We start from the raw sequence: 15,468 nt of genomic DNA, 5'->3' as shown, positions 1-15,468 counted from the left end.
ATGGGCGAACACCAGGTCGTCGTGATCGGGGCCGGGCCGTCCGGGGTGGCCGCCGCGTTGAGCCTGCGCGACAGGGGATTGCGACCGGTCCTCGTCGACCGCGCCGACCACGTCGGGTCGTCGTGGAAGGCCCGGTATGACCGGCTCAAACTCAACACCGGCAGGCGCACCTCCCACATGCCGAACCGGCCCTACCCCAAGGGCACCGGGATGTTCCCGACTCGCGATGAGGTGGTCGAGCACCTCGACCGGCACGCCCACGAGGACGGCATCCAGCTGATGCTCGGCACCACGGTGAACCGGGTCGACCGGCACGCCGAAGGGTGGGCGCTCAGCACGTCGTCGGGCGAGCTGACCGCCCGTCAGGTGGTGGTGGCCACGGGATACGAACACAGTCCCCGCATCCCGGAGTGGCCGGGTATGGCGGATTTCCCCGGGGAGATCAGCCACTCGTCGAAGTACCGCAACCCCTCGCCGTACGTGGGCAAACGGGTGCTGGTCGTCGGCGCGGGGTCGTCGGCCATGGAGATCGTGCACGACGTCGCCACCGGCGGCGCCGTCGCCGCCTGGCTGGCCGTGCGCACCGCACCCCACATCATGATCCGGGCCCTGCCGGGGGGTTTCCCGTCCGACTACATCGCGACCCCGCTGTTCGACGCGCCGCTGTGGCTCGCCGACACGGTGTCGCGGGTCGGTCAGCGCATCGACGTCGGCAACCTCGCCGCCTACGGTCTCCCGACACCGGCGGAGGGGGTGTTCGCGCGGGGGAAGCGGCTCGGGCGGGCACCGGTCATCGTCGACCGCGAGGTGGTGCGCGCGATCCGGGCGCGGGTGTTCGAGGTCGTCCCCACGGTCCAACGGTTCGACGGTGACCACGTCCACCTCATCGACGGCAGGCGGCTGCAACCGGATGCGGTGATCTGCGCGACCGGATACACCCGCGGCCTCGACGCCATGGTCGGCCACCTCGGCGTCCTCGACGACCGCGGACTGCCCCGCTCCTGCGGCGTCACCCCCGCCGCCCCGGGACTGCGGTTCGTCGGCTTCATGTCTCGGCCCGGCCTGATCTCCTATGTCGCCAAACAGTCCCAGCACGTCGCCAGGCACATCGCGGATGAACTCGACCGCACCCCCTCGCTGACCAACTGAGGCGCCATGTTGCAGACGCTGACCCGGATGGCGATGGCCAGACCCAGACGGGTGATCGCCGCCGCGGTCGCGGTGCTGATCGCGTGCGCGGTGTTCGGGGTGCCCGTGGTCGATCACCTGTCCGGCGGCGGGTTCAGGGACCCCGAATCGGGGTCGGCGCGCGCATCGGCCATCCTGGCCGACACGTTCGGCAGGCCGGAGATGCAGCTCCTGCTCACCGTGACGGCCCGCGACGGGGCGTTGACCGGCGCCGGGGCCGCGGTCGGTGCAGAGGTCGTCGCCGCCCTCGAGCAGTCCCCGGCGGTCGGCTACGTGGAAGCGCCCTGGGGCGCACCGCCCGGGGCGGTCGGCGACCTGGTCAGTACCGACGGGACCACCGCGCTGGTCGTCGCGGGCCTCAACGGCGACGAGAGCGCCGCCGCCGCCCACGCCCAGGAGTTGTCGGCGGCGCTCACCGGTGACCGCGGTGGGGTCACGGTGCGAGCCGGCGGCGGCGCGGCGGTGAACGCCCAGATCAACGCCCAGACGGAGAAGGATCTGCTGGCGATGGAGTCGCTGGCCATCCCGCTGAGCTTCCTGGTGCTGGTGTGGGTGTTCGGCGGGCTGTTTGCGGCCATGCTGCCGATGGCCGTCGGGGCGCTGGCGATCGTCGGGTCGCTGGCGGTGCTGCGCGGGATCGCGATGGTCACCGACGTGTCGGTGTTCGCGCTCAACCTCGCCGTGGCGATGGGTCTGGCGCTGGCGATCGACTACACACTGCTCATCCTCAGCCGCTACCGCGACGAGCTCGCCGACGGCGTCGACCCCGAGCAGGCGCTGCTGCGCACCATGGCGGCCGCGGGTCGCACCGTGGTGTTCTCGGCCGTCATCGTCGGGCTCTCGATGCTGCCGATGGCACTGTTCCCGATGTACTTCCTGCGGTCCTTCGCCTACGCCGGTGTCGCGGTGGTGGCGTTCGCGCTGTGCGCGGCGCTCGTCGTCACCCCGGCGGTCATCACGCTCGCGGGCGACCGCCTCGACAGACTCGACGTGCGGCGTCTGCTGCGGCGTGCACTGCGCCGCCCGGCCCCCGCGCCGCGATGCGTGGAGCGGACCTTCTGGTACCGCACCGCGCACGCCGTGATGCGGCGCGGCCTGCTGCTCAGCGTCGTCGTGGTGGCCTTCCTGGTGACGCTCGGCGCCCCGTTCCTCGACGCCCGCTGGGGTTTCCCGGACGACCGGGTGCTACCGACCACCTCCGACGCCCACCAGGTCGGCGACCAGTTGCGGACCCGGTTCGCCGCGGACTCCGCGACCACGGTCACCGTCGTGCTGCCCGACACCACCGGTCTCGCGCCGGACGCGCTCGGCGACTTCGCCGCCGAGCTCTCGCGGGTCCCGGACGTGCCGTGGGTGTCCTCGCCCGCGGGCACATTCACGGCCGGACGGCAGACGGGTCCGCCGTCGGGGCCGACCGGCACCGCCGGCGACAGCGCCTACCTGACCGTCGCGAGTTCGGCCCCTCTGGACTCGGCGGCCTCGGAGGCGCAGCTCGACGCACTGCACGCGATCGCCGCACCCGACGGGCGCGAGGTCCTGCTGACCGGGACCGCGCAGAGCAACCGCGACATCGTCAGCGCGGTGCTGTCGCGAATGCCCTTGGTGCTCGGCATCATCGGGCTCACCTCGCTGGTCCTGCTGTTCCTGCTGACCGGCAGCGTGGTCCTGCCGCTGAAGGCGGTCGCGCTCAACGTGCTGTCGCTGACCGCGGCGTTCGGCGCGCTGGTGTGGGTCTTCCAGCAGGGCCACCTCGACGCACTCGGCACCACCAGCACCGGCACCATCGGCGTCACGGTCCCCGTTCTGCTGTTCTGCATCGCATTCGGCCTCTCCATGGACTACGAGGTCTTCCTGATGGCCCGCATCCGCGAGTACTGGCTGGCGTCAGATCGCACCCGCGCCGACAACGACGAGGCCGTCGCGCTCGGGCTGGCGCACACCGGGCGGGTGATCACCGCGGCCGCGGTCATCATGTCGATCTCGTTCGCGGCGCTGATCGCCGCGGAGGTGTCGTTCATGCGGATGCTCGGGCTGGGGTTGACCGTCGCGGTGCTGATGGACGCGACGCTGGTCCGGTTGGTCCTGGTCCCGGCCTTCATGCACGTGATGGGACGGGCGAACTGGTGGGCGCCTGCGCCGCTGGCCCGGCTGCACCGCCGCGTCGGCATCAGCGACGCCACGGCCGCCGGGCGGCACGCCGACAGTCCGGGCGACAAGTCGTCTGCGGGTCTGCCCGTATCGACGGTCCCGCGACGTTAAACTCAACCGGATGTTCGCCCTGCGTGTGGAGTCACCGGCCTGCGGCGGTCCGGCATGACCAATGACGCCGCGGGTACCGACGCACCGCCGACGGGCCTGACCGGGCGGCCGTACCGCTCGATCCCCGAGCCCACCCCGCGCAGCACGCACGGACCCGCCAAGGTCATCGCGATGTGCAACCAGAAGGGCGGGGTCGGTAAGACCACCTCGACGATCAACCTGGGCGCCAGCCTCGCCGAATACGGGCGCCGCGTCCTGCTCGTCGACCTCGACCCGCAGGGGGCGTTGTCCGCCGGGCTCGGCGTGCCGCACTACGAACTCGACAACACCGTGCACAACCTGCTGGTCGAACCCCGGGTGTCGATCGACGAGGTGCTGATCAAGACCCGGGTCGCCGGACTGGACCTGGTGCCCAGCAACATCGACCTGTCCGCCGCGGAGATCCAGCTGGTCAACGAGGTCGGCCGCGAGCAGACGCTGGGCCGCGCGCTGTACCCGGTGCTCGACCGCTACGACTACGTGCTGATCGACTGCCAGCCGTCACTGGGCCTGCTCACCGTCAACGGGCTGGCCTGCAGCGACGGGGTGATCATCCCCACCGAATGCGAGTACTTCTCGCTGCGCGGCCTCGCGCTGCTGACCGACACCGTCGACAAGGTCCGCGACCGGCTCAACCCGAAACTCGACATCAGCGGCATCCTGGTCACCCGCTACGACCCGCGCACGGTCAACGCCAGGGAGGTCATGGCGCGGGTGGTCGAGCGGTTCGGCGACCTCGTCTTCGACACCGTCATCACCCGCACCGTGCGGTTCCCCGAGACCAGCGTCGCGGGCGAACCGATCACCACGTGGGCGCCGAAGTCCGCGGGCGCGGAGGCCTACCGGGCACTGGCCCGGGAAGTCATCGACCGGTTCGGCGCGTGAGCGGCGAGGACGACGAGCAGCCAGACAAGCGCGGGTTCAAGGTTCGGCTCGACAATTTCGAGGGCCCGTTCGATCTGCTGCTGCAGCTGATCTTCGCCCACCGGCTCGACGTCACCGAGGTGGCGCTGCACCAGGTCACCGACGACTTCATCGCCTACACCAAGGAGATCGGCCGCCGACTCGAACTCGACGAGACGACAGCGTTCCTGGTGATCGCCGCGACGCTGCTCGACCTCAAGGCCGCGCGGCTGCTGCCCGCCGGTGAGGTGCACGACGAAGAGGACCTCGCCCTGCTCGAGGTCCGCGATCTGCTGTTCGCCCGCCTGCTGCAGTACCGGGCGTTCAAACACGTCGCGGTGATGTTCGCCGAACTCGAGGCGGCCGCACTGCGCAGCTACCCGCGCGCGGTGTCGCTGGAACCGCGCTACAGCGAGCTGCTGCCCGAGGTCATGCTCGGCGTCGACGCTGCGCGCTTCGCCGAGATCGCCGCGTCGGCGTTCACGCCACGGCCGGTGCCCAGCGTGCGGACCGACCATCTGCACGCACCCGCGGTGTCGGTGCCCGAGCAGGCCCGACGGTTGCTGGCGCTGCTCGAACAGCGCGGCGTGGGGGAGTGGGCCACCTTCACCGATCTGGTCGCCGACTGCCAGGGCGGCATCGAGATCGTCGGCCGGTTCCTGGCGCTGCTCGAGCTCTACCGGGCGCGGGCGGTAGCATTCGACCAGGAAGAACCGCTTGGTGTGCTCCAGGTTTCGTGGACCGGGGATCGCCCGACCAACGAACAACTGGCAACCGTCGACGCGGGAGAACAACGAGAGCAATGACCGACGAGATCTCCGATGCCGACTTCGGCGTCGACGTCGCGACCGCCCCCGAGCTCGACGACACCGAACTGCGCAACGTCCTCGAAGCGCTGCTGCTGGTGGTGGATACCCCCGCGACCGTCGATCAGCTGGCCGCGGTGACCGACCAGCCCGGCTACCGGATCGTCACCACGCTGACCGAGATGGCCGCCGAACTCGCCGCCCGCGACAGCGGAATCGAACTGCGCGAGGCCGGCGGCGGGTGGCGCATGTACACCAGGGCCCGCTACGCGCCGTACGTCGAGAAGCTGCTGCTCGACGGCGCCCGCTCGAAACTCACCCGCGCGGCGCTGGAGACGCTGGCCGTCGTCGCCTACCGCCAGCCGGTGACGCGCGCCCGGGTCAGCGCGGTCCGCGGTGTCAACGTCGACGCCGTCATGCGCACCCTGCTGGCGCGCGGGCTGATCACCGAGGCGGGCACCGGTCCGGACTCGGGTGCGGTGACGTTCGCCACCACGGAACTCTTCCTGGAACGGCTGGGGTTGACCTCGCTGGCCGACCTGCCCGACATCGCGCCGCTGCTGCCGGACGTCGACGTCATCGACGACCTCAGCGAAACACTGGCCGACGAACCGCGATTCATGAAACTGGGCGCAGCGCCCGCACCCGCCGGACAGCCGATGTCCTACGACGTGGACAAGGATGACCGATGACCGAACCCGAAGGTGTCCGACTGCAGAAAGTGTTGTCGCAGGCCGGAATCGCCTCCCGCCGCGTGGCGGAGCGCATGATCCTCGACGGCCGCGTCGAGGTGGACGGCCACATCGTCACCGAACTCGGTACCCGCGTCGACCCCGACGCCGCCGACATCCGCGTCGACGGGACACGGGTGCTGCTCGACGACACCCTCATGCACCTGGCGATCAACAAACCGCGCGGGATGCACTCCACGATGTCCGACGACCGGGGCCGGCCGTGCATCGGCGACCTCGTCGAACACCGCGTCCGCGGCAACAAAGGCCTGTTCCACGTCGGGCGCCTCGACGCCGACACCGAGGGTCTGATGCTGCTGACCAACGACGGGGAACTCGCGCACCGGTTGATGCATCCGTCCTACGAGGTGCCCAAGACCTATGTGGCGACCGTACTGGGCACCGTGCCGCGCGGACTGGGCAAGAAACTGCGCGCGGGTGTGGAGTTGGACGACGGCCCGGCGCGGGTCGACGACTTCGCGGTCGTGGATGCGCTGCCCGGCCGGTCGATGGTCCGGGTGACCCTGCACGAGGGGCGCAAGCGTATCGTTCGTCGACTGTTGGCGGCGGTGGGATATCCGGTGCAGGAGTTGGTGCGCACCGATATCGGGTCGGTCTCGCTCGGCGATCAGCGCCCCGGCAGCATTCGGGTGTTGACGCGCAAGGAGATCGGTGAACTGTACAAGGCGGTGGGCATGTGACTGACGGGATGGTGATCGCCGTCGACGGACCCGCCGGAACCGGGAAGTCCTCGGTGTCAAGGGGTTTGGCGCGCGCGCTGGGTGCGCGGTATCTCGACACCGGTGCGATGTACCGGATGGTGACGCTGGCGGTGCTGCGCGCGGGCATCGATCCGGCCGACGGTGACGCGGTGGTCGCCGCGGTCGACCGCGTCGAGTTGGCCGTCGGCTACGACCCCGACGAGGACCGCTCTCTGCTTGCCGGAGAAGACGTTTCGGCCGAGATCCGTGGCGACGCCGTCACTCGCGCGGTGTCGGCGGTCTCGGCGGTCCCCGCGGTGCGCGCCCGGCTCGTCGAGTTGCAGCGGCAACTGTCCGACGGATCGGGCAGCGTCGTCGTCGAGGGTCGTGACATCGGCACCGTGGTGCTGCCCGACGCCGATGTGAAGATCTTCCTGACCGCCTCGGCGGAGGAACGCGCCCGCAGACGCAACGCGCAGAACGTGCGCAACGGCCTCGGCGACGACTACGCCGCGGTGCTGGCCGACGTGCGCCGCCGCGACCACCTCGACTCGACGCGGGCGGTGTCGCCGCTGCGCGCGGCCGACGACGCCCTGGTCGTGGACACCAGCGAGATGAACGAGGCGGAAGTGGTTGCGCACCTGCAGGATCTGGTGCACCAGAGGGCGGGAGCGCGGCGATGACGTCACCGGAGGACGGCACCTGGGTCGACGAACGCGACTGGGAACTGGGCGCCGAAGAGGTCGCCGAGGCGATCGAGGAGGCCGCCGCCCCGCCGCCGGTGGTGGCCGTCGTCGGGCGTCCCAACGTCGGCAAGTCGACGCTGGTCAACCGGATCCTGGGCCGGCGCGAAGCGGTGGTGCAGGACATCCCGGGCGTCACCCGCGATCGGGTGTCCTACGACGCGACGTGGTCGGGCCGCCGGTTCGTCGTGCAGGACACCGGCGGCTGGGAACCCGACGCTCAGGGGCTGCAGCAGCTGGTGGCCGATCAGGCCACCGTCGCGATGCGCACCGCCGACGCGATCATCCTGGTGGTCGACGCGGTCGTCGGCGCCACGTCGGCCGACGAGGCCGCCGCCCGCATGCTGCGTAAATCGGGGAAACCGGTGTTCCTGGCCGCCAACAAGGTCGACACCGAACGCGGTGAGGCCGACGCGGCGGCGCTGTGGTCCCTCGGCATCGGCGAGCCGCACACGGTCAGCGCAATCCACGGCCGCGGGGTCGCCGATCTGCTGGACCGGGTCCTGGAGAAGCTGCCCGAGGTGTCGGAGGTCGGCGGCGGTGGCGGCGGTCCGCGCCGGGTGGCGCTGGTCGGCAAGCCGAACGTCGGCAAGAGTTCGCTGCTCAACCGTCTTGCCGGCGACGAACGCTCGGTGGTGCACGACGTCGCAGGCACGACCGTCGACCCCGTCGACTCGCTCATCGAACTGGGCGGCAAGACGTGGCGGTTCGTCGACACCGCCGGACTGCGCCGCAAGGTCGGACAGGCCAGCGGTCACGAGTTCTACGCCTCCGTGCGCACCCACGGCGCGATCGACGCCGCCGAGGTGGTGCTGGTGCTCATCGACGCCTCCCAGCCGCTGACCGAGCAGGATCAGCGGGTGCTGTCCATGGTCATCGAGGCCGGCCGCGCGCTGGTGCTGGCGTTCAACAAGTGGGACCTCGTCGACGAGGACCGACGCTATCTGCTGGACCGGGAGATCGACCGTGAGCTGGCGCAGGTGCAGTGGGCACCGCGGGTCAACATCTCGGCGATGACCGGCCGCGCCGTGCAGAAGCTGGTGCCCGCGCTGGAGACCTCGCTGGCGTCCTGGGACACCCGCATCCCGACCGGACGGCTGAACACGTTCTTCAAGGAGATCGTCGCGGCGACGCCGCCGCCGGTGCGCGGCGGTAAACAGCCGCGCATCCTGTTCGCCACCCAGGCCACCGCGCGCCCGCCGACCTTCGTGTTGTTCACCAGCGGCTTCCTCGAGGCGGGGTACCGCAGGTTCCTCGAACGGCGGCTGCGGGAGACGTTCGGATTCGAGGGCAGCCCGATCCGGATCAACGTTCGGGTACGCGAGAAGCGTGGCAACAGATCGCGCTAGTAGAGTGAACTGGTTCGCAGACGAGAGGGGGACCACGGTGGCCGAAAACGCCTTCCGTGCCGCACCCTCGCATGCCTGCGCCCTGCAGCCGTTCTGGCCGTCGCGCCGGTTGATGGCTTTCGACGAGTGGTGTTGTCGGCGTCCCTGATACGCGCCCACCGCTAGTTCAGGCCGCCTTGTTCAAGGCGCCGCAACGTCGAAAGCCGGACCCATGCGTTCGCTACTGATCATCGCCCTCGTCGGGGTCGGAGCCCAGCTCGTCGACGGTGCCCTCGGCATGGCCTTCGGGGTGACCGCCTCGACGTTGCTCGTGCTCTCGGGTGTGGCCGCCGCACAGGCCAGCGCCGCGGTGCACCTCGCCGAGGTCGGCACCACGCTCGCGTCGGGCATCTCGCACTGGCGGTTCAAGAACATCGACTGGTCGATCGTCGCGAAGCTGGGCGTGCCCGGCGCCGTCGGCGCGTTCCTCGGCGCCACCGTCCTTTCGGCGCTGTCCACCGAGGACGCCGCACCGCTGATGGCGGCGATCCTGCTGTGCATCGGGGTGTACGTGCTGCTGCGGTTCTCGCTGCGCACCCCGCCGGTCATCGGCGGTGACGGCACCAAACACGGCGCGAAGTTCCTCACTCCGCTCGGGCTGTTCGGCGGGTTCATCGACGCCTCCGGTGGCGGCGGGTGGGGTCCGATCACGACCAGCACACTGCTGTCGAGCGGGAAGACCGCGCCACGCACGGTCATCGGTTCGGTCAGCGCGTCGGAGTTCCTCGTCGCGCTGTCGGCGTCGCTGGGGTTCCTCGTCGGTCTGCGCGACGAGTTCTTCCACAACATCGGCGTGGTGCTGGCGCTTGCTGTCGGCGGGGTGATCGCCGCGCCGATCGCCGCGTATCTGGTCAGCCGGATCAGCCCGGCGCTGCTCGGCACGGGCGTGGGCGGGGTCATCGTGCTCACCAACTCCCAGAAGCTCGTGCACTACTTCGGGGTGGCGGCGCCGTGGTCGTCGGTGATCTACGCCGTGGTCGTCGTCGCGTGGGCGGTGTTCCTCGTGCTGGCGTGGCGGATCATGCGCGCGCCGGCCTACGTCCCCGAGGAGCTCGAGGCCGAAGTCGCGCACTAGGGTTTGCGGGTGCCCGTCATCGACATGGTCCTCATCGCGCTGGCGGGGGTGGGCGCCGGGGCGATCAACGCGATCGTCGGCTCCGGCACGCTGATCACGTTCCCGACGCTGGTGACGCTCGGCTATCCGCCGGTCACCGCGACGATGTCCAACGCGGTCGGGCTGGTCGCCGGGGGCGTGTCGAGCACCTGGGGTTACCGTCGCGAGCTGCGCGGTCAGTGGCACCGGCTGCGCTGGCAGATCCCGGCCTCCTTCGTCGGTGCTTTGGCGGGTGCGTGGCTGCTGCTGCACCTGCCGGAGACGGTCTTCACCCAGGTGGTGCCGGTGCTGCTGATCGTGGCGCTGGTGCTGGTGGTGATCGGCCCACGGATCCAGGCGTGGGCGCGACAGCGCGCCGAGCAGAGCGGCCGGTCGGCCGACCACATCAGTGCGGCCCGGATGACGGCGCTGGTCGCGGCGACCTTTGCCGTCGGCGTGTACGGCGGCTACTTCACCGCCGCGCAGGGCATCCTGCTGATCGCGGCGATGGGCGCGCTGCTGCCCGAGGACATGCAGCGGATGAACGCCGCCAAGAACCTGCTGTCGCTGATCGTGAACATCGTCGCCGCGGCCGCCTACACGCTGGTGGCATTCGACCGGATCAGCTGGGCGGCCGCGGGGCTGATCGCGGGTGGCTCGCTGGTGGGCGGCTTCCTCGGCGCGCACTACGGCCGCCGGCTGTCGCAGAACGCGCTGCGCGGCGTGATCGTCGTCGTCGGGCTGATCGGGCTGTGGCGGTTGATGACCGTCTAGAAGTGTCGGCGCGCCTTCTCCTGGGCGAGCACATCCTCGAGGTCGCCCAGCCGGTCGAGCCCCTGCACCGCTCGCCGAGTGCGCATGTTGTGTTCGAGCAGGTTGCGGTGGCGGTGCACGAAGGCCCAGTACCCGGCGGTGAACGGGCAGGCGTCGGCGCCGAGGCGTTTCCTCGGGTCGTAGGCGCAGTCCCCGCAGTGGTTGCTCATCTTGTTGATGTACGCGCCGCCGGAGGTGTACGGCTTGGTCGCGAGCCTGCCGCCGTCGGCGTGCTGGCTCATCCCGACGACGTTGGTGGGCATCACCCAGCGGAAGCCGTCGACGTAGGCGGTGGCGTACCACTCGGTGAGCTCGCGCGGGTGGTAGCCGCGCTGCAGCGCGTGGCTGCCGAGGATCATCAGCCGCTGGATGTGGTGGGTCCAGCCGCGGTCACGCAGGCCCATCAACGCGTGCCGCAGGCATTCGGCGGTGACCGCGTCGGCGTCGAGGTCGCGCCACCAGTCGGGTAGCCGGGTGTGGGCGCCGAGTTCGTTGTTGTCGACGTACCGCTCGCCGAAGTGCCAGTAGAGGTGCCACATGTATTCGCGCCAGCCCAGGATCTGACGGATGAAGCCCTCGGCGGCGGCCAGCGGGGCCTGACCGTCGCGGTAGGCCCGTTCGGCGGCATCCACCGCATCCAGGGGGTGCAGGACGCCGAGGTTGAGCGGCACCGACAGCAGCGAATGGGACATCGCCCAGTCCGCGCCCATCATCGCGTCCTCGTACAGGCCGAAGGTGGGCAGCCGGTGCTCGATGAAGCGGGTCAGGGCGCGTCTGGCCTCCGCGGGGGTGACGGCGAACAGCCGCGGCCCGTCGGCGCCGACGGTGTCGAGGTCCATGCGGTCGAGGTCGTGGCGGACCCGCTCGTCGATGTCGTCCTCACGCGGCTTGTACGGCGCGGGCACCCCGAGGGTGCGCTGCCTCTTCGGCGGTGACCCGCGGTTCTCCTCGTCGTAGTTCCAGCGGTTGCCGATCGGGTCGGGTCCGTTCATCAGGACGTCGAAACGGCGGCGCTGGTCGCGGTAGAAGTCCTCCATGCGGAAGCGGGTGCGGTCACCGGCCCAGGCCTCGAAGTCCTTGCGCGGCAACGCGAAGGCAGGGGTGGGCAGGACGTCGGCGACCAGGCCCCGTTGTTTGAGGCGGTGCACGAACCGCTCGGCGGCGAACGACGTCGGCTCGTGCACGAGGACGGGACGGCCGAACTGTTCGAGCGCCTCGGTGTAGGTGTCCGAACGGATGAGGGTTGCGCGGTCGCCGAGGTCCGCGTCGGCGTGGCGCAGCGCGGACAACACGATGTGCAGCTTCTGCCGGTGGTAGCGGCGCTTGCGCAGCGCGGAGCCGGCCTCGATCAGCAGTACGTCGCGGTGGGCGTGCGCACCGCCGTGCAGAGCGGGGCCCAGTTGGTCGGCGAAGAGCCACAGCGGGGTGTCGTCACGCGGACCGCTCACCGTTTCGAGGCTACGACCCCGCTGCGCCGCGACGGGGCGGATCGCATCCCTCGTCAGCGTTGCGTCACACCCACGGTTCACCCGGCGCGCATGTTCTCGGCGTGTCAGGGTATGGCTCTGACACGCGAGAGAGTGCATGGAGCGGTTATGAGTGTGGTGTTGTTGGGTCCGATGAGCCGGTGTGCGAACTGCCGCCGTGTTCCTCCGGACGGGAAGCGCTGGCCGTACGTGGCCGGCAGCGACCGCTTCTGCTGTCTGGATTGCCTGTATGGATTGCACCCCGAGTTGGAGGAACAGGCGCAGTAGTCCGCCGGTCAGTCGGCGTGTTCGACGACCTCCAGGTACTGGCCCATGACCTCGGCGAGGCCTTCGTCGACGAAGGCGTCGGTCACGCGGAGGTGGGTGGCCACCAGTTGGACGCGGTTGACGAGCTGTCGGAACTCCTTGGTGCGGCGTAGGGCGTCGATCTGTGCAGCGGTGCCGCGGGTCAGGATGAAGCCGTTCAGATCTCCACCGGTCGCACCGAGAATGGCGACGTCGGTCCGCTCGATCTTGCCTTCCTCCTGGAGGCGGGCGAAGTACTGCATCGTGTCGTTGTAGACGTTGACGGCTTGCTTCTCCCGGCCGGGTACAGGGCCCCCGAACACTGTGCAAAGTGCGGCCTCGGCCATGATCCTTTCCTTCCTTCACTGGCCCCCCGTTCGTTGATTATCGGCGCGCTGACAGCGCGTTTTCGGTTTTCGCACCAGGCGCCTGCGAGGCGCTGGCGGGATCAACAAAATGTGGGACCACCACACGGTTTTCGGGTTCGTCTCGCGACCGTGGGCGGGCGGTTGGGAGCACGGGCCACTGGTGCGGTAGGCTCACGTTCCGCCGCAGGAGCAATCCCACGGCAACGGGCTGTGGCGCAGCTTGGTAGCGCACTTGACTGGGGGTCAAGTGGTCGCAGGTTCAAATCCTGTCAGCCCGACGCAGGACGACGGAGGAGCCGCGGACCTACTTCAGGTCCGCGGCTCCTTCTGTTCGGGGCCTTCGGGGGCGGGCGTTGGGTTGGTGGTCCGGAATGCGGACAGGCCGCTGGCCTCGCTGTCGTCATCCGGTTCGGCCGACGACGGTTCTGCATCAGGACATCGGTGACAGGGCGAGTTCCTGCCCGCGTAGGCACATGCCGTTACGTCCCGGCTTGCCACTCCCGGGCCGCCACCAGCTCGGGTACGAGCGTCTCGGTGAGCAGCCGGACGTCATCGACATCGTCGCCGGGATAGCGCACCGTGCCGGTGGCCCCGGGAACCGCTCCGCCGACGCCGATCACGCGGGTGCCGCGGGGCCCCGTCCATTCGGCCATCTGGGCTTCCCATTTCGATCGCGCGAACACCAGCATCCGCAGATCGGAGTTCTTGGTGCGGTAGACGTCGACGTGGCTCCAGTCGCCGCTCTCGCAACCGATGGCCGACCGGCGGGGCCCCTCGCGGAACATCAACGCACCCTGCTGCGCGGAGGACAGGCGGTGCGCCGGTGCGCACAGGTGTGTCTCGGCCTGACCTAGCAGGTGCTCGGATACCTCGGGGCGCCAATCTTTTTCGGTGGACAGCAGGTGATCACTGGCCCGCGCGGCCGCTCCGATCGCGGCGACCAGGGCGTCGGTGGGGGTCCCGATCAACTGGCATTCGAGCGCGATGAGCATCGCCAGGGTGTGCTGGTAGCTGCGGCAGGCCACCCCGCCGACCTCGGGCTCGGCCAGCAGCTCGACTGTCGCATTGCAACGCTCGGTGATCGCCGATCCGGCCGTGTTGGTCAGCGCCACGGTGGTCGCGGCGGGATCGATCCGGTCCAGTGCGTCCAGCGTCTCCACCGAACCGCCCGTCGCCGACGTCGCCACCACCAGCGTGCCCGGACCCCAGACCGGCAGCAGTTCCGACGACGCGATCTCGGAGACGGCGCAGACACCGCGGGCGCGCAGGCGAGCGGCGGCAACCCCCGCGGCGTAGGCCGACGAGCCCATGCCGACGAATACGACACGGGACACCTCGGCGGGGAGCGCCCGTGACCACGGATTGTGTTGTGCCAGTGCGTCGGCGAGCTGCGAGAGCACGTCCGGCTTGCGGGCGAGGTCGGTGGCGAATCCGTCGGGGTTCATCGGCTCGTTTCTCGGAGGAGGGCGGGTAGTGCCGCGTCGGGAACATACATCCAACGGGGCAGATGGCGACCGGCGTAGACGATCTCGCGGAGCACCTGCTGTAGCCGGAAAGCGGTCAGCGCGTGTGCAATGTGCAGATCGGCGTGCCCGGTCTCGGACAGCCTGTGCAGGTAGGCGTTCAACGGGGCAGCCCGGGCATCGGCATCGACCGGGGCGAGCTGCTCCGGCGTGAGCTCGCTGCGTTCGGCCGCGACGATCGCGACGTGCGACAACGATTGCAGGATGCCCGCCACATCGACCGCCGCCGGCGCGGGCAACATCCGTTCCGCCGGCGGGAGCACCGGGTTGCCGTCGAAGTCGGTGACGACCAACCGGTCGCCGGCGCGCAGCACCTGACCGACGTGCAGATCACCGTGTGCCTCGATGATCGGGACGTCCACCAGCTGCGACAGCCGGTCCAATTCGGCCGTGATGGTGTCGGCGTGGTCGGCCAGCAGCTGGGCGTTGGCCGGCCCCGCCAGTTCGCGTGCCGCCGCCAGCGTTGAGAACGCGCCGTCGCGCCAGCGCTGGGCGTCGGCGCGGGTCGAGGTGGTCACGGTGGCGCCCAACGATGCGTGCATGTCGGCCACCACCATCCCCAGCGTGGTGCAGACATCTATGACAGCGGTGTGATCTCCCGACCGGGCGGCGTCCTTGACGAGATCCACCGCCCAGGTCCAACCATCGACGGCGCCGGGCAGGTAGCCGGTGACCGTCGCCACCAGGGTTCTGGCACCGGCGCGTGGTGTCCACGTCACCACCCCCCACGGTGTCGGCATGGCGGTGAACCCCGCCGCAGTCAGGGCGGCCAGTCGGCCGGGTGCCGGATGCGGGCCGGGTTCGAGGTGGGTGGCCCACTTCACCACCGCGAGATCGCCGACGACGACCGACTCGTTGGTCTGATCCACGGTGACCGGGCGTTCGCCTTCCGGCGCGGGTCCGCCGGTCCAGGACACCACCTCGAACCGGCCCTGCGCTGATGAACCCGGCGTGGCGACGAGCAACTGCAGCAGCGCCTCGGCCGTCCCGTCACCCGCCCCGGCGCGTCGCCAGCGGTCGCCGTCGGCGACGGCAGGCACGGCCGAGAGCCTGCCGTCCCGGTCGACGACGGCCAGCGCGTGCCGATCGCCGAGGGGCAGCAGGTCGAGCGGGTCCAGGTCGGTTGAGGTCGAGGGCACGG

14 protein-coding genes and 1 tRNA gene are annotated in these 15,468 nt (G+C 70.2%); 11 read left to right on the top strand and 4 right to left on the bottom strand.

The genetic code is table 11. The features are described from left to right. From AU194_RS11465 to AU194_RS11420, 10 genes are all read left to right on the top strand, one after another. Positions 1–1,149 (top strand): NAD(P)/FAD-dependent oxidoreductase, encoded by a 1,149-nt coding sequence (locus AU194_RS11465; protein WP_059089354.1) that lies wholly within the window; start codon positions 1–3, stop codon positions 1,147–1,149. A gap of 6 nt (positions 1,150–1,155) precedes the next feature. Beyond that, complete coding sequence (locus tag AU194_RS11460) at positions 1,156–3,447, top strand: MMPL family transporter (protein ID WP_059089353.1); 2,292 nt, start codon at positions 1,156–1,158, stop codon at positions 3,445–3,447. A 54-nt stretch (positions 3,448–3,501) separates the two neighbouring features. Continuing rightward, on the top strand, positions 3,502–4,371 hold the full coding sequence (locus AU194_RS11455) for a ParA family protein (RefSeq protein ID WP_059089352.1): 870 nt from the start codon (positions 3,502–3,504) through the stop codon (positions 4,369–4,371). Beyond that, positions 4,368–5,195: a segregation/condensation protein A gene (locus tag AU194_RS11450; protein ID WP_059089351.1), complete on the top strand. Its 828-nt coding sequence runs from the start codon at positions 4,368–4,370 to the stop codon at positions 5,193–5,195. The genes AU194_RS11455 and AU194_RS11450 overlap by 4 nt, the downstream gene beginning before the upstream one ends. Then, complete coding sequence (gene scpB / locus AU194_RS11445; RefSeq protein WP_059089350.1) at positions 5,192–5,887, top strand: SMC-Scp complex subunit ScpB; 696 nt, start codon at positions 5,192–5,194, stop codon at positions 5,885–5,887. Before AU194_RS11450 ends, scpB begins: the two co-directional genes overlap by 4 nt. Continuing rightward, complete coding sequence (locus AU194_RS11440) at positions 5,884–6,627, top strand: pseudouridine synthase (RefSeq protein ID WP_059089349.1); 744 nt, start codon at positions 5,884–5,886, stop codon at positions 6,625–6,627. The genes scpB and AU194_RS11440 overlap by 4 nt, the downstream gene beginning before the upstream one ends. Before the next feature lie 8 nt (positions 6,628–6,635). After that, a complete protein-coding gene (cmk, locus tag AU194_RS11435) occupies positions 6,636–7,310 on the top strand; it encodes a (d)CMP kinase (protein ID WP_197417601.1) in 675 nt (224 codons plus the stop codon). Next, positions 7,307–8,719, top strand: a complete 1,413-nt coding sequence (gene der / locus AU194_RS11430; RefSeq protein ID WP_059089347.1) for a ribosome biogenesis GTPase Der — start codon at positions 7,307–7,309, stop codon at positions 8,717–8,719. The genes cmk and der overlap by 4 nt, the downstream gene beginning before the upstream one ends. A gap of 211 nt (positions 8,720–8,930) precedes the next feature. Continuing rightward, the gene (locus AU194_RS11425) at positions 8,931–9,833 is read left to right on the top strand and encodes a sulfite exporter TauE/SafE family protein (protein WP_059089346.1); all 903 of its coding nucleotides are present in this window, start codon (positions 8,931–8,933) and stop codon (positions 9,831–9,833) included. A gap of 9 nt (positions 9,834–9,842) precedes the next feature. Next, on the top strand, positions 9,843–10,625 hold the full coding sequence (locus AU194_RS11420; protein WP_082698597.1) for a sulfite exporter TauE/SafE family protein: 783 nt from the start codon (positions 9,843–9,845) through the stop codon (positions 10,623–10,625). Here the strand turns inward: AU194_RS11420 and AU194_RS11415 are convergent. Both AU194_RS11415 and AU194_RS11410 read right to left on the bottom strand, forming a co-directional pair. Further along, on the bottom strand, positions 10,622–12,112 hold the full coding sequence (locus tag AU194_RS11415) for a cryptochrome/photolyase family protein (RefSeq protein ID WP_157576023.1): 1,491 nt from the start codon (positions 12,110–12,112) through the stop codon (positions 10,622–10,624). The genes AU194_RS11420 and AU194_RS11415 overlap by 4 nt on opposite strands. A 314-nt stretch (positions 12,113–12,426) precedes the next feature. Next, a complete protein-coding gene (locus AU194_RS11410; protein ID WP_059089345.1) occupies positions 12,427–12,783 on the bottom strand; it encodes a hypothetical protein in 357 nt (118 codons plus the stop codon). Between the two features lie 225 nt (positions 12,784–13,008). Here AU194_RS11410 and AU194_RS11405 point away from each other — a divergent pair. Continuing rightward, positions 13,009–13,082, top strand: a tRNA-Pro gene (locus AU194_RS11405). A gap of 201 nt (positions 13,083–13,283) precedes the next feature. Here AU194_RS11405 and AU194_RS11400 read toward each other — a convergent pair. Then, the gene (locus AU194_RS11400; RefSeq protein ID WP_059089344.1) at positions 13,284–14,249 is read right to left on the bottom strand and encodes an SIS domain-containing protein; all 966 of its coding nucleotides are present in this window, start codon (positions 14,247–14,249) and stop codon (positions 13,284–13,286) included. Further along, positions 14,246–15,466 carry a glucosamine kinase gene (locus AU194_RS11395; RefSeq protein WP_059089343.1) on the bottom strand — a complete coding sequence of 407 codons (1,221 nt, stop codon included), beginning with the start codon at positions 15,464–15,466 and terminating at the stop codon, positions 14,246–14,248. Before AU194_RS11395 ends, AU194_RS11400 begins: the two co-directional genes overlap by 4 nt. Positions 15,467–15,468: the final 2 nt, after the last annotated feature.

It is taken from the genome of Mycobacterium sp. GA-2829 (assembly GCF_001499965.1).
Classification (GTDB): domain Bacteria; phylum Actinomycetota; class Actinomycetes; order Mycobacteriales; family Mycobacteriaceae; genus Mycobacterium.
This window is presented reverse-complemented; position numbering and strand designations above follow the sequence as displayed.